Source organism: Burkholderia ubonensis subsp. mesacidophila (assembly GCF_002097715.1).
Lineage (GTDB): Bacteria > Pseudomonadota > Gammaproteobacteria > Burkholderiales > Burkholderiaceae > Burkholderia > Burkholderia mesacidophila.
On the sequence record NZ_CP020737.1, the window covers coordinates 2,306,293 to 2,325,940 of the forward strand.

Here is a 19,648-nt window from a genome sequence, read left to right on the forward strand (position 1 = left end):
CGCCCCGCCGCCCATGAGCGCTCACGCCGCCCCCTCGACCGAAGCGCTCTCGCGGCGCGCCGAATTCAAGGCCGCGAAGGCCGACCTGCTCGCACGCTTTCGCAGCGCGACCAACGTCGCGTCGCTGATGCACGCGCTGTCGAAAGCCACCGATGATGCGCTCAGGCAAGTCTGGGACGATTGCCGGCTGCCCGCGACGCTCGCGCTCGTCGCGGTCGGCGGCTACGGGCGCGGCGAGCTGGCCCCGTATTCCGACGTCGACATCCTCGTGCTGCTGCCCGACGGGCACGCCGCCGAGTTCGACGCCCGGATCGAGCGTTTCATCGGCATGGCCTGGGATCTCGGCCTCGAGATCGGCAGCAGCGTGCGCACGGTCGAGCAATGCATCGAAGAGGCGTCGCAAGACGTCACGGTGCAGACGTCGCTGCTGGAAGCACGCCGCATCGTCGGCAGCACCGCGCTGTTCGAGCGCTTCACGGTGCGCTACAACGAGGCGCTCGACGCGCGCGCGTTCTTCACCGCGAAGGTGCTCGAGATGCGCCAGCGCCACGCGAAGAGCCAGGACACGCCGTACAGCCTCGAGCCGAACGTCAAGGAAAGCCCGGGCGGGCTGCGCGACCTGCAGACGATCCTGTGGATCGCGCGCGCGGCCGGCTTCGGCAGCAGCTGGCGCGAGCTCGACACCCGCGGCCTCATCACCGAGCGCGAAGCGCGCGAGCTGCGCCGCAACGAGGGCTTCCTGAAGACGCTGCGCGCGCGGCTGCACGTGATCGCCGGGCGCCGCCAGGACATGCTCGTGTTCGATCTGCAGACCCAGGCGGCCGAAAGCTTCGGCTACCAGCCGACGCCCGCGAAGCGCGCGAGCGAGCAGCTGATGCGCCGCTACTACTGGGCCGCGAAGGCCGTCACGCAGCTCGCGACGATCCTGATCCAGAACATCGAGGCGCAGCTGTTCCCGGCCACGAGCGGCATCACGCGCGTGCTGTCGCCCGAGCGCTTCGTCGAGAAGCAGGGGATGCTCGAGATCGTCGACGACGACGTGTTCGAGCGCCATCCGGACGCGATCCTCGAGGCGTTCCTGCTCTACGAGACGACGCGCGGCGTGAAGGGCCTGTCGGCGCGCACGCTGCGGGCGCTGTACAACTCGCGCGAGATCATGAACAACGCGTGGCGGCGCGATCCGCAGAACCGCCGGACGTTCATGCAGATCCTGCAGCAGCCCGAAGGCATCACGCACGCGTTCCGGCTGATGAACCAGACGAGCGTGCTCGGCCGCTACCTGCTGAATTTCCGCCGCATCGTCGGCCAGATGCAGCACGACCTGTACCACGTGTACACGGTCGACCAGCACATCCTGATGGTGCTGCGCAACATCCGCCGCTTCGCGGTCGCCGAGCATGCGCACGAATATCCGTTCTGCAGCCAGCTGATCGGCAACTTCGAGCGGCCGTGGGTGCTGTACATCGCGGCGCTGTTCCACGACATCGCGAAGGGCCGCGGCGGCGATCACTCGACGCTCGGGATGGCCGACGCACGGCGCTTCTGCCGCGAGCACGGCGTCGCCGGCGACGACGCGGCGCTGATCGTGTGGCTGGTCCAGCATCACCTGACGATGAGCCAGGTCGCGCAGAAGCAGGACACGAGCGATCCGGAAGTCATCAAGCGCTTCGCCGATCTCGTCGGCAGCGAGCGCCGGCTGACGGCGCTCTACCTGCTGACCGTCGCCGACATCCGCGGCACCAGCCCGAAGGTCTGGAACACGTGGAAAGGCAAGCTGCTCGAGGACCTGTACCGCGCGACGCTCGCCGTGCTCGGCGGCGCGCAGCCCGACACGCATTCCGAGTTGAAGTCGCGCCAGGAAGAGGCGCTCGCGCTGCTGCGCCTCGAGACCGTGCCGACCGACGCGCATCGCGCGCTGTGGGACCAGCTCGACGTCGGCTTCTTCCTGCGCCACGACGCCGCCGACATCGCGTGGCAGACCCGCGTGCTGTACCGGCACGTGAACGCCGAGACCGCGATCGTGCGCGCGCGGCCGTCGCCCGTCGGCGACGCGCTGCAGGTGCTCGTCTACGTGAAGGATCGCGCGGACCTGTTCGCGGGCATCTGCGCATACTTCGACCGCAACGGGCTGTCAGTGCTCGACGCACGCGTCAGCACGACGCGGCACGGCTATGCGCTCGACAACTTCATCGTCACGCAGACCGAGCATGACGTGCAGTACCGCGACATCGCGAACCTCGTCGAGCAGCAGCTGGCAATGCGCCTCGCCGAAGCCGCGCCGCTGCCGGAGCCGTCCAAGGGCCGCCTGTCGCGGCTGTCGCGGACGTTTCCGATCACGCCGCGCGTCGACCTGCGGGCCGACGAGCGCGGCCAGTACTACATCCTGTCCGTGTCCGCCAACGACCGGCCGGGCCTTCTTTATTCGATCGCGCGCGTGCTGGCCGAGCACCGGGTCGGCGTCCATGCGGCGCGGATCAATACGCTCGGCGAACGCGTCGAGGACATCTTCCTGCTCGACGGCGCCGGCCTGTCCGGAAACCGTCTGCAGATTCAGGTGGAAACCGAGTTGCTGCGCGCGATCGCAGTCTGAAACAGTCTGAAAGTATCCCAGCGTTTATGCGCACCAAATTGACCGTCAAGAATCCGCGGCCGGCGTCGCCGACCCGCGCACCCGTCCGTTCCGGCAGCCTCGTCGCCCGCAAGCCGGTGCGCGCCGCTGTACCGGATGCGGCAGCCAAGCCGGCCCGCCCGAAGAAGGCGCCCGCACCGACGGCCGCCGGCGAGCGCGCGTTCAAGCCGCGCGCCGCCGGTGGCGCGGACCGTCCGGGTGCGGATCGCGCACCGGCGAAACGTCCGCCGCGTGACGGCGGCGCCGAGCGCAGTTATCGCGGCGGCGATGCGAAGCCCACCGGCCGCACCGAACAACGCGGCGCGGGCCGCCCCGGCGAAAACCGCCCGTATCGCAGCGCGGAAGGCAAGCCCGGTGCGCGAGGCGAGCGCGGCGAATCGCGCCCGTATCGCGACAAGGATGCGAAACCCGCGGGTCGCACCGAACGCGGCGAGCGCCGCCCCGGCGAAGACCGTCCGTATCGCAATGCGGAAGGCAAGCCCGCCGCGCGCGGCGAACGCGGCGAATCCCGCCCGTACCGCGGCACGGACGCGAAACCTGCGGGCCGCACCGAGCGCGGTGAACGCGGTGAACGCGGCGAATCACGCTATCGCGACAAGGACGCGAAATTCGCAGGACGTACCGAACGCGGTGACAGCCGCCCGTATCGCAGCGCAGAGGGCAAGCCCGCTGCACGCGGCGAACGCAGCGACACCCGCCCGTATCGAAGCGCGGACGCGAAACCCGCAGGCGAAGGCCGCAGCGCCGACGGCAAATTCGGCCGCGGCAAACCCGATGCACGCCCGGCCCGCCGCGGCGACGACAATGCGCGGCCCCGCCGCGCGGGCGCCGAAGGCGGCAAGCGCACGCCCTATCGCGACACGACCGGCGGCGAAGGCGCGAAGCGCAGCTTCGGCGAGCGCCGCACGTCGTCCGACCGCCCGGCCCGCGCACCGCGCGACGGCGATCGCGCCACGCGCAGCGCTAACGCTCCCGCCCGCCCCCGCAGTGCCGAGGGCGCGGGCTTCAAGACCGCGCGACCGGTGAAGCAGCGGGCAGCCGACGTGGATCGCGGCGACGAGTCCGGCCTGATGCGCCTGTCGAAGCGGATGTCCGAACTGGGCCTGTGCTCGCGCCGCGAAGCCGACGAATGGATCGAGAAGGGCTGGGTGCTGGTCGACGGCGAGCGCATCGACACGCTCGGCACCAAGGTGCGCGCCGACCAGCGCATCGAGATCGACGAACGCGCCAGTGCGGCACAAGCCGCGCAGGTGACGATCCTGCTGCACAAGCCGGTCGGCTATGTGTCGGGCCAGGCGGAAGACGGCTACGAGCCCGCGACCGTGCTGATCACGCGCGAGAACCACTGGAGCGGCGACCGTGCGGGGCTGCGCTTCTCCCCGCAGCATCTGCACTCGCTCGCGCCGGCGGGCCGGCTCGACATCGATTCGACCGGCCTGCTCGTGCTGACGCAGAACGGCCGGATCGCAAAACAACTGATCGGCGAGCAGTCGGACATCGACAAGGAATACCTGGTGCGCGTGCGCTTCGGCGAGCGCCTGCTCGACATCGACCAGCACTTCCCGGCGGAATCGCTCGCGAAGCTGCGCCACGGCCTCGAGCTCGACGGCGTCGCACTGAAGCCCGCTATGGTGAGCTGGCAGAACGGCGAGCAGTTGCGTTTCGTGCTGCGCGAAGGCAAGAAGCGCCAGATCCGCCGCATGTGCGAACTGGTCGGCCTCGAAGTGATCGGCCTCAAGCGCGTGCGCATGGGCCGCGTGATGCTCGGCGCGCTGCCGCAGGGGCAATGGCGCTACCTGTCGGCCGACGAGACGTTCTGACGGTAATACGCGGCGCGTTTGCGCACGTTACGAAAAAGCCCGCTTGCGCGGGCTTTTTCATTCCGGCCGGCGTGACGCGCGATTGCGCCCGCCCGTCCCGCGTCAGTCATCCTCCGCGTCAAGCCCCGGAAACAGCACGTCGGTAAACCCGAAGCGCGTGAAGTCGGTGATCCGCATCGGGTAGAGCTTGCCGATCAGGTGATCGTATTCATGCTGGACGACCCGCGCGTGAAACCCTTCGGCGACACGGTCGATCTTCGCGCCGAACTGGTCGAAGCCGCTGTAGCGGATCTTCGCGTAGCGGCTGACGACGCCGCGCATGCCCGGCACCGACAGGCAGCCTTCCCAGCCCTCCTCCATGTCCGGCGGCATGAACTCGACCTTCGGGTTGATCAGCACGGTCTCGGGCACGGGCGGCGCTTCCGGGTAGCGGTTGTTGTTGCCGAAGCCGAAGATGATGACCTGCAGGCCGACGCCGATCTGCGGCGCGGCAAGTCCCGCGCCATTCGCGTGATGCATGGTCTCGAACATGTCCGCGACCAGCTCGTGCAGCGCCGGCGTGTCGAAGCGCTCGACCGGCTGGGCAATTTCGAGCAGGCGGGGATCGCCCATCTTCAGAATCTCGCGAATCATGGCGCGTGGCCCTCCAGAAGTTGGTGTAGTCCGTCTTCGTCCAGCACGGGGATGCCGAGTTCCTCGGCCTTCGCGAGCTTGCTGCCCGCCTCCGCGCCCGCGACAACGTAATCCGTTTTTTTCGACACCGAGCCCGCGACCTTCGCGCCGGCCGCCTCGAGCATCTCCTTTGCCGCATCGCGCGTGAGATTCGGCAGCGTGCCCGTCAGTACGACGGTCTTGCCGGCCAGCACGCCCTGCGGCGCCTTCGGCGCGGGCGGCCCTTCGGGCCACGTGACCTTGCCCGGCGCGCGCAGCTGCTCGATCACCGTGCGGTTGTGGTCCTCCGCGAAGAACTGGTGGATCGACTCGGCGACGATCGGCCCGACGTCGTTGACTTCGAGCAGTTCCTCGAGCGTCGCATCCATGATCGGGTTCAGCGAGCCGAAATGCTTCGCGAGATCCTTCGCGGTCGACTCGCCGACGTGGCGGATGCCGAGCCCGTAAATGAAGCGCGCGAGCGTCGTGTGCTTGGCCTTCTCCAGCGAATCGAGCAGGTTCTGCGCGGACTTCTCCGCGAACCGGTCGAGTTCCGCGAGCGTCGCGAAGCCGAGGTTGAACAGGTCGGCCGGCGTGCGCACGAGGTTCTGCTCGACCAACTGGTCGATGATCTTCTCGCCGAGCCCGTCGATGTCGAGCGCGCGCCGCTGCGCGAAGTGCCACAGCGCCTGCTTGCGCTGCGCCGGGCAGAACAGGCCGCCCGTACAGCGGGCGATCGCCTCGTCCGGCAGCCGCTCGATGCGCGAGCCGCACACCGGGCACTCGGTCGGCATCACGAACTCCGGTGCGGGGTCCGGCCGCCGGTCGAGCACCGCGCCGACCACTTCCGGAATCACGTCGCCCGCGCGCCGCACGATCACCGTGTCGCCGATCCGGATGTCCTTGCGGCGCACCTCGTCCTCGTTGTGCAGCGTCGCGTTGGTCACGGTCGCGCCGCCGACGAACACCGGCTCGAGCCGCGCGACCGGCGTGATCGCGCCGGTGCGGCCGACCTGCACGTCGATCGCGACGAGCGTCGTCAGCGCTTCCTGCGCGGGGAACTTGTGCGCGAGCGCGAAGCGCGGCGCGCGCGACACGAAGCCGAGCCGCTCCTGCTCGTCGCGGCGGTTCACCTTGTAGACGACGCCGTCGATGTCGTACGGCAGCGACTCGCGCTGCTCGCCGATCTTGCGGAAGAACCCGAGCAGCCCGTCCGCGCCGCGCACGACCGCGCGCTCGCGGTTCACCGGCAAGCCGAGCGTCTCGTACCAGTCGAGCAGCGCGCTGTGCGTGTCGGGCATCGGCGCGCCGTCGAGCACGCCGATCCCGTACGCGAAGAACGACAGCGGGCGCTGCGCGGTGATCTTCGGATCGAGCTGGCGCAGGCTGCCGGCCGCCGCGTTGCGCGGGTTCGCGAATTCGCGCTGCTCGGCCGCGCGCTGGCGTTCGTTCAGGCGCGCGAAATCGCGCTTGAACATCAGCACCTCGCCGCGCACGTCGAGCACGGCCGGCAGGTCCTTGCCCTTCAGCTTCAGCGGCAGCGAGCGGATCGTGCGGACGTTCTGCGTCACGTCCTCGCCCGTCGCGCCGTCGCCGCGCGTCGACGCCTGCACGAACGTGCCGTTTTCGTAGCGCAGCGAGATCGCGAGGCCGTCGAATTTCAGCTCGCACGCGTATTCGACCGGGTCGGTCACCGACCCGGCGAGGTCGACGGCCTTGTCGAGCGCGTCGGCGATGCGCTTGTCGAACGCGACGATGTCCTCGTCCTCGAAGCCGTTGTTCAGCGACAGCATCGGCGCGTCGTGGACCACCGGCGTGAAGCCACCCGCGGCCTCGCCGCCGACGCGCTGCGTCGGCGAGTCGGGCGTCACGAGTTCGGGGTGGTCCGCCTCGAGCTGTTGCAATTCGAGAAACAGTCGGTCGTATTCGGCGTCGGGCAGGTCCGGCTGGTCGAGCACGTAATAGGCGTGGTTCGCCCGCTCGAGTTGGTCGCGCAGCCACGCGGCGCGCGCGTCGGGCTGGCTGGCTGGCGGTTCGGCTTGGGTTCGGGCCATGCTGGCGGCAGATTCTTTCTGAGACAATCGAATGCCAGATTATCTCAGTTTGGCGTCGCGCCGGGGGCCGGAAACGGCCTGGCGCGCGATGCGGCCGACGGCCGCCGACAGCGGGTCGCGGCGGCGGATCGCGCGCCGCGACCGGTGGTTCGCCGGTGGTTCGCGTTACTGACTGAACAACCGCCGCGTCACCGGCGAACCGGCCGGAATGCCGGCTTCTTCCAGCTTCGCGTACAACTTCATCAGCTGCTGCTCGATCGCGAGCAGCGTCGATTCCGGCAGCGGCCGGCGCTGGTCGTCGACCACCCGCGCACCGATCCGCTCGGACAGCGACTTCGCGTAGTCGCACATCAGCCGGAACGGCAGGATGTCCTCTTCCGCGACCGGCACGTCGAGCACCAGCGTGATCATGTTGCCGCCCTTGTAGGTCAGGTCGTCGCGCAGGAAGTTGGTGTCGCCGAACTGCAGCATGAACACCGGATTCTGCTTCGCGTCGAGCTTGACGAAGCGCGTGCCGTCGCGCGACAGCAGCAGCCCGTCCTGCGACGCCACCGCCTGCACGTAGTTGGCCGACCACGGCGCGCCGTCGGACATCACGTTGATCGACAGCTGCGCGTCGCATTGCGCGGCGAAGCCGTCGAGCTCGCGCGCCATCGACACCGTCTCCATCATGTCCGGGAATTCGGGCGCGCCGTCGATGGCGTCGGCGAACTGCTGGACGCCCGTCACGAATTCCGAGAACTCCAGCTCGTTCAGCGGGCCGCTGCGGTTCGCAAGCTGCGCGGCCGCGCGCAGCTCCTCGTAGCGCACGCCGTTCTGCAGCAGCTCCCAGTGGCCGCCTTCCGGCTTGCCTTCGATGTGCACCGGCTTGCTGCCCGCGCGGCGCAGACGCTGCGCGGCCGGCAGGATCTTGTCGCCCGGCAGCGGCGACGCGAGACGGATCGGCACGATGCAGTCGATCCGGCGGTCGACGACCGCGGGCGGGGCCGCGGAGATCGTCGTCGCGGCCGGCAGCACCGGCTCGACCGGCTCAGCCGGCTCGCTCGCGCCGCTTTCGTCGACCGTCTCGGCAACCGGCAGGTCGGCCGACGTCGCCTCGGTCTGCAGGTCCGCCGGCATGTCGGCAGGCGCCGCGCCGCCCAGGGCGGCCGCGCCGAACGTCGGCTCGACGCGCGCGGCCTCGGCCGACGCGCTCGCAGCACCCGTAGCGCCCGTTGCAGTCTCGGCGTCCGGCGCCGCCGATTCGCGGCGCGCCGGCTGGCGCACGGGCTCGATGAACGGCAGCTCGTCGTCGCGCTCCGGGCGGTGCATCGTGTCCGCCGTCTCCTGCGGCATCGGACGCGGCATCTTGCGCCGCACCTTCGCACCCTGCCACGCGTTGTAGACCACGACGCCGCCCACCACGACCGCGCCTGCGCCGATCAAACCGAGTGTCAACTCGTCCATGCACGCTCCATCACAATTCTTTTTCGTTGGGCTCGCAAGCGGGGCGCGATTGCGCCGGGCGGCTCGGTGCCGCACGCCCGCGAACCCGGTTCGTAAACGTCAATTCTGGGCAAAACCCGCGGCGGTTTCCATGTCCACCGCGACGATCCGCGACACGCCCTGCTCCTGCATCGTCACGCCGATCAGCTGCTGCGCCATCTCCATCGCGATCTTGTTGTGCGAGATGAAGAGGAACTGCGTCTTGTCCGACATCGCGCGCACGAGGTTCGCGAAACGCTCGGTGTTCGCGTCGTCGAGCGGTGCGTCGACCTCGTCCAGAAGACAGAACGGGGCCGGATTCAGCTGGAACATCGCGAACACCAGCGCGGTCGCGGTCAGCGCCTTCTCGCCGCCCGACAGCAGGTGGATCGTCGCGTTCTTCTTGCCGGGCGGCTGCGCCATCACCTGCACGCCGGCGTCCAGGATCTCGTCGCCCGTCATGATCAGCTTCGCCTGGCCGCCGCCGAACAGGCGCGGGAACAGGTCGCTGAAGTGACGATTGACTTCGTCGAAGGTTCCCTGCAACAGCGTGCGGGTTTCCTGGTCGATCTTGTGGATCGCGTCCTCGAGCGTCGTGATCGCGTCGTTCAGGTCGGCCGATTGCGCGTCGAGGAACACCTTGCGCTCGTTCGCGGCCTTCAGCTCGTCGAGCGCGGCCATGTTCACGGGGCCGAGCGCATTGATCGCATTGTTGATCCGCGTGACCTCGCCCTGCAGGTACGACGGTTTCAGGTCCGGCGTCAGCTTCTCGCGCAGCGCGGCCTCGTCGACCTCGGCCGTCGCGAGCTGCTCGGCGAACTGCTCGACCGACAGGCGCGCCGCCTGCTCCTTCAGCTGCAGCTCGGTGATGCGGTCGCGCAGCGGCTGCAGCGAACGCTCGGCGACGAGGCGCGCCTCGTCCGCCGCGCGCAGCTTCGCGGTCAGGTCGTCGAGCTCGATGCGCGCCGCCTGCAGCGCCTCTTCCTTCACCGCGCGGATCTCGAGCGCGTCCTGCAGGCCCGTATGCGCGGTCTGCTCGTTGATCGTCTCGAGCTCGGCGCGCGCGTCTTCCAGCGACGCGGCGACGCGCTCGCTCTGCTCGTGCGCGACCTGGATGCTGCGCTTCAGCTCGTCGATCCGCGTCGCCGCATTGCGCGCGGCGAAGCGCGCGTCGTTCGCGCCGCGCTCCAGATCGCGCGCCGCCTGGCGCGCCTGCGACAGCGATTCGTCGAGCGACTCGAACGCGAGCTGGTTGTCCTCGAAGCGCGCCTGCAGTTCCGCGAGCTCGCCGTCGAAACGCTCGAAGTTCGCTTCCGACTCCGCGCGCAGCGCACGCTGCTCCTCGACCTGCGCGCCGATTTCCTCGAGCTCGTCGCGGATCTGCGTGCTGCGCTGCGTGTAGCGCTCGTGCGCCTGCGCGAGCTTCAGCACGTCCATCTGCAGCGCATGCACCCGCTGCGTCGCGCGCTCGGCCTGCGCACGCACGTCGGCCAGCACCTGCGTCGCCTGCGTGTGCGCGGCTTCCGCGCGCACCACGGCCGATTTCGCCTCGTCCGCGAGCAGCGCCTGCGCGCGCACCTGGCGCGTCAGGTTCTCGATTTCCTGCTGGCGGGCGAGCATCCCCGCCTGTTCCGAATCGGCCGCGTACAGCTGCACGCCGACGCGCGTGACGACATGACCCGCCTTGACGACGAACGAGCCGCCCGCCGGCAGCTGCGTGCGCGTCGCGAGCGCCTGCGCGACGTCGTCGGCGACGTACACGTTGCCGAGCCAGTCGTTCAGCACCGCGCGGATGCCCGCGTCGTCGATGCGCACGAGCGACAGCACCGGACGCAGCCCGGCCGCCGCCACCGGCGGCTCGCCGGCCGGCGGCGGCGCGTAGAACGCGAGCTTCGCGGGCGGCGCGTCGGTCGCGAACGCCTTCACCCAGTCGAGATTCGACACTTCGAGCGCGGCGAGCCGCTCGCGCAGCACGGCCTCGAGCGCCGTTTCCCAGCCCGGCTCGACATGCAGCTTCTTCCACAGCCGCGGCAGCGTGCCGAGCTCGTGCTTGTCGAGCCACGGCTGCACCTTGCCCTCGGTCTGCACGTTCTCCTGCAGCTGCTTGAGCGCGGCGAGGCGCGCCTCGAGCTGATGGATCTGCGCGCTTTCGGCCTGCACGCGCTCGTGCGCGCCGCGGCGCTCGGCATCGAGGCGCGGCACGGTTTCCTGCGCGTCGGCGAGCCGCGCCTGTGCGTCGGAGAGAATTTCTTCCTGTTCGGCCAGCTGCATGCGCAGCTCCTCGAGCTGCGCCTCGTCCGGCGCGTCGAGGCCGCCCGCTTCCGCCTTCAGGCGTTCCTGCCGCTGCTGCAACTGCTGCAGCTGCTGGTCGGCGTTGCGCTGGTGCGCGGCCTCGAGCTTCAGCGACTGCTCGGTCTGCGCGATCCGCGCGCGCTCGTCGTTGAGCTGCGCCTGCGCATCGCGCCAGGTCGCCTCGAGCGCCGGCAGCGCGTCGTGCTTCGCCGCGGCGTCATCCTCGGCGAGCGCGGCTTTCTCGTCGGCGATCGCGCGCGCTTCCTCGGCATCCTCGAGCTCGTCCTGCGCCTTCTCGGCCTGTGCACGCCACTGCTCGCGCTGCGCATTGAGCGCGGCAATCTGCGCCTGCACGCGGTTGCGCGATTCGACGATGAACTTGATCTCGGCCTCGAGCCGGCTGACTTCGGCGTTCGCTTCATAGAGCGAGCCCTGCGCGCCCTGCATCGCGTCGCTCGCCGCATAGTGCGCGACGCGCAGCGTCTCGAGCTGCGACTCGACCTCGCGCAGCTTCGCGGTCTGCGCCTCCAGGTCGATCTGCGCCTGCTCGATCGCGCGCTGCTGCTTCTGCTGCTCGCCGCCGGCCTCGTTCTTGCGCAGCAGCCACAGCAGGCGCTGCTTTTCCTCGCCGTCGGCGACGAGTTCCTTGTACCTGGTCGCGACGACGGCCTGCGCCTCGAGCTTCTCGAGGTTCGCGGTGAGCTCGCGGACGATGTCCTCGACGCGGGTCAGGTTCTCGCGCGTGTCGTGCAGGCGGTTCTCGGTCTCGCGGCGGCGTTCCTTGTACTTCGACACGCCCGCGGCTTCCTCGAGGAACACGCGCAGTTCTTCCGGCTTCGCCTCGATGATCCGCGCGATCATGCCCTGCCCGATGATCGCGTATGCGCGCGGGCCGAGACCGGTGCCGAGGAAGATGTCCTGGATGTCGCGGCGGCGCGCCGGCAGGTTGTTGATGTAGTAGCTCGACGTGCCGTCGCGCGTCAGCACGCGCTTCACGGCGATCTCGCCGTACTGGCCCCACTGCCCGGCCGCGCGGCCGTCGGAGTTGTCGAAGATCAGCTCGACGCTCGCCCGGCTGCCGGGCTTGCGGGCGGTCGAGCCGTTGAAGATCACGTCCTGCATCGACTCGCCGCGCAGCTCGGACGCGCGCGACTCGCCGAGCACCCAGCGCACGGCGTCGATGATGTTGGACTTGCCGCACCCGTTCGGGCCCACCACGCCGACAAGCTGGCCCGGAACCTGGAAATGCGTGGGATCGACAAAGGATTTGAAGCCAGCGAGTTTGATCGAGCTCAGACGCACGGCGGTATCGGATGTGAAGAATGTGTGAAACGGACGACGACACGCCGCGCCGGACCAGCCGGCCCTTGCGCGCGGCGCGCCTCGGAATTCAAAAACGGGGCCGCGCTCTCGAGCGTCGGGCCCCGCAAACGGCACCCATCATACCATCGCGCGCGCGCCGTCCCGCCCGTTCCCGGGTTTGTCCTGCGCAGCGCGCGGCCGGTGGACCCGGCTCGACAGCAGCGTCGCGAGCACGATGCAGGCGCCGCCCGCCCATTCCCGCGCGGTCGGCAGTTCGTGGGCGAACACCCACGCCGACAGCGCGGTGATGACGATCTCGAACAGCATGATGATCGACGCCCGGTTCGCCGGCACGCGCGCGAGCCCGTACTGGACGAGCAGGTTGTTGGACGCCACCGTTACGCCGATGCCCGCGATCAGCAGCGCCGCGAAGCCGAGATTGCCGCCCGCCGGCACGGCCGGCAGCCCCTCGAACAGGGACGCGATCGCGCCGAACACCGCTGCGCCGCCGAACAGCGTCGCGGTGCGCATCTCGGCCCGCATCTGCGGCAGTTCGCGACTCGCCTTGACGACCAGCACGTTGCTCATCGCGAAGCTGAGCCCGGCCGCGAGCCCCGCCCATTCGGCCGGGTTGGCCGGCAGCGGCACGCCGAGCCGGGGCGACCACAGCATCAGCATCGCGCCGCCGATCGACAGCGCGGCGAGCCCCACGCCCGCCCAGGTGAGCCGCTCGCGCAGCAGGAAGTGCGCGTAGATCGCGGTCCACGCGGGGGTCAGATAGAACAGCAGCATCACGCGCAGCACCTCGCCGTGGATCGTGCCCCACACGAAGCCGAGGTTCGTGATCCCGGCCGTCACCGCGATCCCCGGCAACACCCAGTGCCAGCGCAAGGTTGCGATCGTGCTGCGCCTGGCGACGATCACGAACAGGAACGCGACGAGGCTCGTCAGCGCGCTCGCCGCGGTGCCCGTCAGGCCCAGCGACGCCAGGATCCGCAACGGATACCAGATCAGGCCCCACACCGATGCGCCGACCAGGATCGCCAGCGTCGGCAGGCTGCCGCGTACCGCATTGTTCATTTGCTTGAAACCCTTCCGTTGTTCGTTGCCCGGCCGGCGTCTGCGCCCGCCGTGACCGCATTTCGTCACGCTATAATCATTGGTTGCGAAACCCGCCGCACGACCGGCGCCCGTTCGCAGCCGCGCGGCGCGCCCGCCGCTCCTTTCGCTCCAACCGGCCGCGATGGCCGCTTCGCCCGTGAACCCTCGACTCGATTCGCTCCAGCCCTATCCTTTCGAAAAGCTGCGCGCCCTGTTCAAGGACGTGACGCCTGCCGCCGGCCTTCAAGCCATCAGCTTCGGCATCGGCGAGCCCAAGCACCCGACCCCGGCGCTGATCCGCGACGCCGCGGTAGCCGCGCTCGACGGCCTCGCCGCGTATCCGCCCACGGCCGGCTCGGACGCGCTGCGCACGTCGATCGCGCGCTGGCTCGAGCGCCGCTACGGGCTGCCGGCGATCGATCCGGCGACGCAGGTGCTGCCCGCGTCCGGCTCGCGCGAGGCACTGTTCTCGCTCGCGCAGACGGTGATCGACCCGAGCCGCTCCGCCGGCGGCGAGAAGGCGATCGTACTCTGTCCGAATCCGTTCTATCAAATTTACGAAGGCGCGGCGCTGCTGGCCGGCGCCGAGCCGTACTTCGCGAACAGCGATCCGGCCCGCAACTACGCGTGCGACTACGCGGCCGTGCCCGACCACGTGTGGGCGCGCACCCAGCTGCTGTACGTGTGCTCGCCAGGCAACCCGACGGGCGCGGTGCTCACGCTCGACGACTGGCGCGAGCTGTTCGCGCTGTCCGACCGCCACGGCTTCGTGATCGCGTCCGACGAATGCTATTCGGAGATCTATTTCGACGAGGCCAATCCGCCGCTCGGCGGGCTCGAGGCCGCGCACCGCCTCGGCCGCGGCTTCGAGCGGCTCGTGATGCTGTCGAGCCTGTCGAAGCGCTCGAACGTGCCGGGCATGCGCTCTGGCTTCGTTGCCGGCGATCCGGCACTGCTGAAGAAATTCCTGCTGTACCGCACGTACCACGGGTCGGCGCTGTCGCCCGTCTGGCAGCAGGCGAGCATCGCCGCGTGGAACGACGAGGCGCACGTGCGCGAGAACCGCGCGCTGTACGCGCAGAAGTTCAACGCCGTGACGCCGATGCTCGCCGACGTGATCGACGTGAAGCTGCCCGACGCCGCGTTCTACCTGTGGGCCAACGTTTCGCGCACCGGCCTGTCGGATACCGAGTTCGCCCGGCGCCTGTACGCCGACTATAATGTGACGGTTCTGCCCGGCTCGTATCTCGCGCGCGACGCGCACGGTACGAATCCGGGCCGCGATTTCATCCGGATCGCGCTCGTCGCGGGCACCCCCGAATGCGTCGAGGGCGCGCAACGCATCGTCGATTTCTGCCGCGGCCTCGCCCGTTAATCGACCCTCCCGATCAATTCCATCCATCTCCTGCGAAAACGAACATGTCGCAACAACTTCAGCAAATCATCGATACCGCCTGGGATAACCGCGCCGAGCTGTCGCCGAAGGCCGCGCCCGCCGAAGTCCGCGACGCCGTCGCGCACGCGATCGAGCAGCTCGACAAAGGCGCGCTGCGCGTCGCCGAGAAGATCGACGGCAACTGGACCGTGCACCAGTGGCTGAAGAAGGCCGTGCTGCTGTCGTTCCGCCTGGAGGACAACGCGCCGATGCCGGCCGGCGGCTACTCGCAGTTCTACGACAAGGTGCCGTCGAAGTTCGCGAACTACACCGCCGAAGACTTCGCCGCGGGCGGCTTCCGCGTCGTGCCGCCGGCGATCGCGCGCCGCGGCTCGTTCATCGCGAAGAACGTCGTGCTGATGCCGTCGTACACGAACATCGGCGCGTACGTCGACGAAGGCACGATGGTCGACACCTGGGCGACCGTCGGCTCGTGCGCGCAGATCGGCAAGAACGTGCACCTGTCGGGCGGCGTCGGCATCGGCGGCGTGCTCGAGCCGCTGCAGGCGAACCCGGTCATCATCGAGGACAACTGCTTCATCGGCGCGCGCTCGGAAGTCGTCGAGGGCGTGATCGTCGAGGAGAACTCGGTGATCTCGATGGGCGTGTATCTCGGCCAGAGCACCAAGATCTACGACCGCGAAACCGGCGAAGTCAGCTACGGCCGCATCCCGGCCGGCTCGGTCGTCGTCGCGGGTAACCTGCCGTCGAAGGACGGCTCGCACAGCCTGTACTGCGCGGTGATCGTGAAGAAGGTCGACGCGAAGACCCGCGCGAAGGTCGGCCTGAACGAACTGCTGCGAGGCGACTGATGGCGAAGCCGCGCACCGTGGTCGTCTACGGCATTCCGAACTGCGACACCGTGAAGAAAGCCCGCGTGTGGCTCGACGACCACGGCGTCGAATTCGAGTTTCACGATTTCAAGAAAGCCGGCGTCAGCGTGCCGCTGGTCGAAGACTGGCTGAAGGACGTGCCGCTCGACGCGCTCGTGAACAAGCACGGCACCACGTGGCGCGGCCTGGACGACGCCATGAAGGCGGCCGCGGAAACGCAGGCCGGCGCGGTCGCACTGATGATCCACAAGCCGTCGGTCATCAAGCGCCCCGTGCTCGTCGTCAACGGCCGCGTGAAATCGCTCGGTTTCGCGGCCGACCAGTACGCGGCCCTGTTCGCCGCATAGGGTCCGTTCCCGCCGCACGGCGCCCGAACACATCGCTGCCGGCCACCGCGCCGGCATTTTTTATCGAAAGTGGTCCGAACCATGTCCGCCACCCTAGCCCTTACCGAACAGCTGATCGCGCGCGCGTCCGTCACGCCCGACGACCAGCACTGCCAGCAGATCATGACCGAGCGCCTCGCCGCGCTCGGCTTCGACATCGAGACCATCGCGTCGCACGGCGTGACCAACCTGTGGGCCGTCAAGCGCGGCGCCGCCGGACGCGACGGCAAGCTGCTCGCGTTCGCGGGCCATACCGACGTCGTGCCGACCGGCCCGCTCGAGCAATGGACGTCGCCGCCGTTCATTCCCGCGCATCGCGACGGCAAGCTGTACGGCCGCGGCGCGGCCGACATGAAGACCTCGCTCGCGGGCTTCGTCGTCGCGACCGAGGAATTCGTCGCCGCGCACCCGAACCACCGCGGCTCGATCGCATTCCTGATCACGAGCGACGAGGAAGGCCCGGCGACCGACGGCACCGTGAAGGTCGTCGAGCTGCTCGAAACGCGCGGCGAGCGCCTCGACTACTGCATCGTCGGCGAACCGACGTCGACCGCCGAGCTCGGCGACGTCGTGAAGAACGGCCGCCGCGGCTCGATGTCCGGCGAGCTGATCGTCAAGGGCGTGCAGGGCCACATTGCGTACCCCCACCTCGCGAAGAACCCGATCCACCTGCTCGCGCCGGCGCTCGCCGAGCTCGCCGCCGAACAGTGGGACGAAGGCAACGAATACTTCCCGCCGACCACCTGGCAAGTGTCGAACCTGCATGCGGGCACCGGCGCGACCAACGTGATCCCGGGCCATATCGACCTGCTGTTCAATTTCCGCTTCTCGACGGCGAGCACCGTCGAAGGCCTGCAGGCGCGCGTGCACGCGATCCTCGACAAGCACGGGCTCGACTACGAACTCAACTGGTCGATCAGCGGCCTGCCGTTCCTGACGCCGCGCGGCGAGCTGTCGAATGCGCTCGAGACGGCGATCCGCGCCGAAACCGGCATCACGACCGAGCTGTCGACGACGGGCGGCACGTCGGACGGCCGCTTCATCGCGCGCATCTGCCCGCAGGTGATCGAGTTCGGCCCGCCGAACGGCAGCATCCACAAGATCGACGAGCACATCGAGGTGCGCTTCGTCGATCCGCTGAAGAACGTGTACCGCCGCGTGCTCGAACAACTGATCGCCTGATGGAGCTCCGAATGACGACGACACCTTTTGCAACCGTTCGCGACCTGCTGCGCTACGCGGTCACGCGCTTCTCGAAGGCGAAGCTCGCGTTCGGCCACGGCTCGGACAACGCTTACGACGAAGCGGCCTATCTGGTGCTGCGCACGCTCGACCTGCCGCTCGACACGCTCGAGCCGTTCCTCGACGCGCGCCTGCTGCCGGACGAAATCGACGCCGTGCTGGCCGTGATCGAGCGGCGCGCGACCGACCGCGTGCCGGCCGCCTATCTCACGCACGAAGCGTGGATGCACGGCCACCGCTTCTATGTCGACGAGCGCGTGATCGTGCCGCGCTCGTTCATCGGCGAACTGCTCGACGACGGCCTGCAGCCGTACGTCGCCGATCCCGAGCAGGTCGGCGCGGTGCTCGAGCTGTGCACCGGTTCCGGCTGCCTCGCGATCCTCGCGGCGAGCGCGTTCCCGAACGCCGAGATCGACGCGGTCGACCTGTCGGACAAGGCGCTCGAGGTCGCGGAGATCAACGTGCGCGACTACGCGCTCGAGGACCGCATCTCGCTGCACCGCGGCGACCTCTACGCGCCGCTGCCGCTGTTCCGCTCGTCCGAGCCGGGCGCGCGCTACGACGTGATCCTGACGAACCCGCCGTACGTCAACGCGGCGTCGATGGCCGCGCTGCCGCCCGAATACCGGCACGAGCCCGAGATGGCGCTCGCCGGCGGCGAGGACGGGATGGACATCGTCCGCCGCATCATCGGCGAGGCGCGCAACTGGCTGCAGGACGACGGCGTGCTCGTCGTCGAGATCGGCAACGAGCGCGAGCACGTCGAAGCGGCATTCGGCGGCCTCGAGCTGACGTGGCTGCCGACCAGCGCCGGCGAAGACAGCGTGTTCCTGATCCAGGCGTCGGATCTCCCGCGCAAGGCCTGACGCCCCGCCAGTCCGGACCGCGCGGCGCCCCGCTGCGCCGCGCGGTTCGGTAAGATGCGCGTAAGCGGCCGCGGTGCCGCGCATCAGGAGTCCGCCACGCGCTTATGACACTCGACTGGCTACACCTCGGCACGCTCATCCTGGCCATCCATGTGCTCGGAATTGTCGCGGCCTGCCACGCCATCCTGAACACGCGCACCTCGCAAGGCGCGATCGCGTGGGCCGTATCGCTCGCGGCGATGCCCTACCTGACGCTGATCCCGTATCTGTTCCTCGGCCGCAGCAAGTTCTCCGGCTACGTCGACGCGCGCCGCCACGAGACCGAAACGCTGCGCACGTATACGCACCCCGTCCCGTGGGCGGCCACCGATTCGACCGACGGCGCGGCCGCGAGCGCGCTCGGCCAGTCCGCGGTGCACGCGCTCACGCGGCTCGGCGGAATGCCGTTCCTCGCCGGCAACGCGGTGCGCACGCTCGTCAACGGCGAGGCGACGTTCGCAGCGATCCTGTCGGCGATCGACGACGCGCGCGATTACGTGATCGTCCAGTTCTTCATCGTTCGCGACGACGCGCTCGGCCAGATGCTGCGCGACGCATTGCTCGCGCGCGCGGCCGCGGGCGTGCGCTGCTATCTGCTGTACGACAGCATCGGCAGCTTCGACCTGCCGCACGGCTACGTCGACGCACTGCGCGCGGGCGGCGTCGAGGTCCACCCGTTCGCGACCAAGCGCCAGTTCGTCAACCGTTTCCAGCTCAACTTCCGCAATCACCGCAAGATCGTCGTCGTCGACGGCCATCGCGCGTTCGTCGGCGGGCACAACGTCGGCGTCGAGTATCTCGGCGCGAAACCCCGGCTGTCGCCGTGGCGCGATACGCACATCGAGTTGCGCGGCCCGGTCGTCGCGAGCATCCAGTACGTGTTCGCGGAAGACTGGCACTGGGCGACGCAGAAGCTGCCGCCGCTCGCGCCGCCGCCCGCCGCGCTGCCGGACGCCGGCATGCACTGCCTCGCGGTGCCGATGGGGCCGGCCGACAAGCAGGAAACCGGCTCGCTGTTCTTCGTCGAGACGATCAACGCGGCGCGCGAGCGGATCTGGATCACGACGCCGTATCTCGTCCCCGACGAAGCGGTGATCGCCGCGCTCAAGCTCGCGGTGATGCGCGGCGTCGACGTGCGCATCCTGATCCCGAGCCGGCGCGACCATGTCGTCGTGTTCGAGGCGTCGAAGCTGTACGCGCGCGACCTCGTCGACGCCGGCGTCAAGGTGTTCCGCTACCGGCCGGGCTTCCTGCACCAGAAGGTGGTGCTGATCGACCGCACCGCGGCCGCGATCGGCAGCGCGAATCTCGACAACCGCTCGTTCCGCCTGAACTTCGAGATCATGGTGCTGACCGTCGATCGCGCGTTCGCCGGCGAGGTCGAGGCAATGCTTACGACCGACTTCGCGCTCGCCTACGAAGTCGACGCGAGCGAATACCGCTACTCGCCCGCGTGGCGGCGGGTCGCGATGCACATCGCGCGGCTGTTCGCGCCGATTCTGTGAGCGCCCGCCTGCGGCCCGGGCGCCCCGCC

At 69.2% G+C, this 19,648-nt stretch carries 13 protein-coding genes; 8 read left to right on the forward strand and 5 right to left on the reverse strand.

Features of this window, described 5'->3' with window-relative positions:
• The first annotated feature begins 13 nt into the window (after nucleotides 1–13).
• Nucleotides 14–2,590 (forward strand): [protein-PII] uridylyltransferase, encoded by a 2,577-nt coding sequence (locus B7P44_RS10810; protein ID WP_084903787.1) that lies wholly within the window; start codon nucleotides 14–16, stop codon nucleotides 2,588–2,590.
• A 26-nt stretch (nucleotides 2,591–2,616) separates the two neighbouring features.
• Entirely contained in the window at nucleotides 2,617–4,449 is a 1,833-nt protein-coding gene (locus B7P44_RS10815) for a pseudouridine synthase (RefSeq protein WP_084903790.1), read from the forward strand.
• A 102-nt stretch (nucleotides 4,450–4,551) separates the two neighbouring features.
• On the opposite strand, the gene def is transcribed toward B7P44_RS10815, so the two are convergent.
• The 5 genes from def to B7P44_RS10840 all read right to left on the reverse strand — a co-directional run bounded on the left by def (nucleotide 4,552) and on the right by B7P44_RS10840 (nucleotide 13,292).
• The gene (gene def / locus B7P44_RS10820; RefSeq protein ID WP_084903792.1) at nucleotides 4,552–5,082 is read right to left on the reverse strand and encodes a peptide deformylase; all 531 of its coding nucleotides are present in this window, start codon (nucleotides 5,080–5,082) and stop codon (nucleotides 4,552–4,554) included.
• A complete protein-coding gene (ligA, locus tag B7P44_RS10825; protein ID WP_084903795.1) occupies nucleotides 5,079–7,154 on the reverse strand; it encodes an NAD-dependent DNA ligase LigA in 2,076 nt (691 codons plus the stop codon). The genes def and ligA overlap by 4 nt, the downstream gene beginning before the upstream one ends.
• 165 nt (nucleotides 7,155–7,319) lie before the next feature.
• The gene (locus tag B7P44_RS10830; RefSeq protein ID WP_084903798.1) at nucleotides 7,320–8,600 is read right to left on the reverse strand and encodes a cell division protein ZipA C-terminal FtsZ-binding domain-containing protein; all 1,281 of its coding nucleotides are present in this window, start codon (nucleotides 8,598–8,600) and stop codon (nucleotides 7,320–7,322) included.
• 99 nt (nucleotides 8,601–8,699) lie between these two features.
• Nucleotides 8,700–12,212, reverse strand: coding sequence for a chromosome segregation protein SMC (gene smc, locus B7P44_RS10835; protein WP_084903800.1), 3,513 nt, complete (start codon nucleotides 12,210–12,212; stop codon nucleotides 8,700–8,702).
• 138 nt (nucleotides 12,213–12,350) lie between these two features.
• Complete coding sequence (locus B7P44_RS10840; RefSeq protein ID WP_084903802.1) at nucleotides 12,351–13,292, reverse strand: DMT family transporter; 942 nt, start codon at nucleotides 13,290–13,292, stop codon at nucleotides 12,351–12,353.
• A gap of 163 nt (nucleotides 13,293–13,455) precedes the next feature.
• Between B7P44_RS10840 and dapC the strand changes: the two genes are divergently transcribed.
• The 6 genes from dapC to cls all read left to right on the forward strand — a co-directional run bounded on the left by dapC (nucleotide 13,456) and on the right by cls (nucleotide 19,619).
• On the forward strand, nucleotides 13,456–14,688 hold the full coding sequence (dapC, locus tag B7P44_RS10845; protein WP_084903805.1) for a succinyldiaminopimelate transaminase: 1,233 nt from the start codon (nucleotides 13,456–13,458) through the stop codon (nucleotides 14,686–14,688).
• Nucleotides 14,689–14,732: 44 nt separating this feature from the next.
• Nucleotides 14,733–15,560, forward strand: coding sequence for a 2,3,4,5-tetrahydropyridine-2,6-dicarboxylate N-succinyltransferase (gene dapD / locus B7P44_RS10850; RefSeq protein ID WP_084903807.1), 828 nt, complete (start codon nucleotides 14,733–14,735; stop codon nucleotides 15,558–15,560).
• Nucleotides 15,560–15,928: an arsenate reductase gene (locus B7P44_RS10855; protein ID WP_084903810.1), complete on the forward strand. Its 369-nt coding sequence runs from the start codon at nucleotides 15,560–15,562 to the stop codon at nucleotides 15,926–15,928. Before dapD ends, B7P44_RS10855 begins: the two co-directional genes overlap by 1 nt.
• An 81-nt stretch (nucleotides 15,929–16,009) precedes the next feature.
• Complete coding sequence (gene dapE, locus B7P44_RS10860; protein WP_084903812.1) at nucleotides 16,010–17,149, forward strand: succinyl-diaminopimelate desuccinylase; 1,140 nt, start codon at nucleotides 16,010–16,012, stop codon at nucleotides 17,147–17,149.
• 11 nt (nucleotides 17,150–17,160) lie between these two features.
• A complete protein-coding gene (gene prmB, locus B7P44_RS10865) occupies nucleotides 17,161–18,075 on the forward strand; it encodes a 50S ribosomal protein L3 N(5)-glutamine methyltransferase (protein ID WP_084903815.1) in 915 nt (304 codons plus the stop codon).
• Between the two features lie 104 nt (nucleotides 18,076–18,179).
• Nucleotides 18,180–19,619 carry a cardiolipin synthase gene (gene cls, locus B7P44_RS10870; protein WP_084903818.1) on the forward strand — a complete coding sequence of 480 codons (1,440 nt, stop codon included), beginning with the start codon at nucleotides 18,180–18,182 and terminating at the stop codon, nucleotides 19,617–19,619.
• The last annotated feature ends 29 nt before the right edge of the window (nucleotides 19,620–19,648 follow it).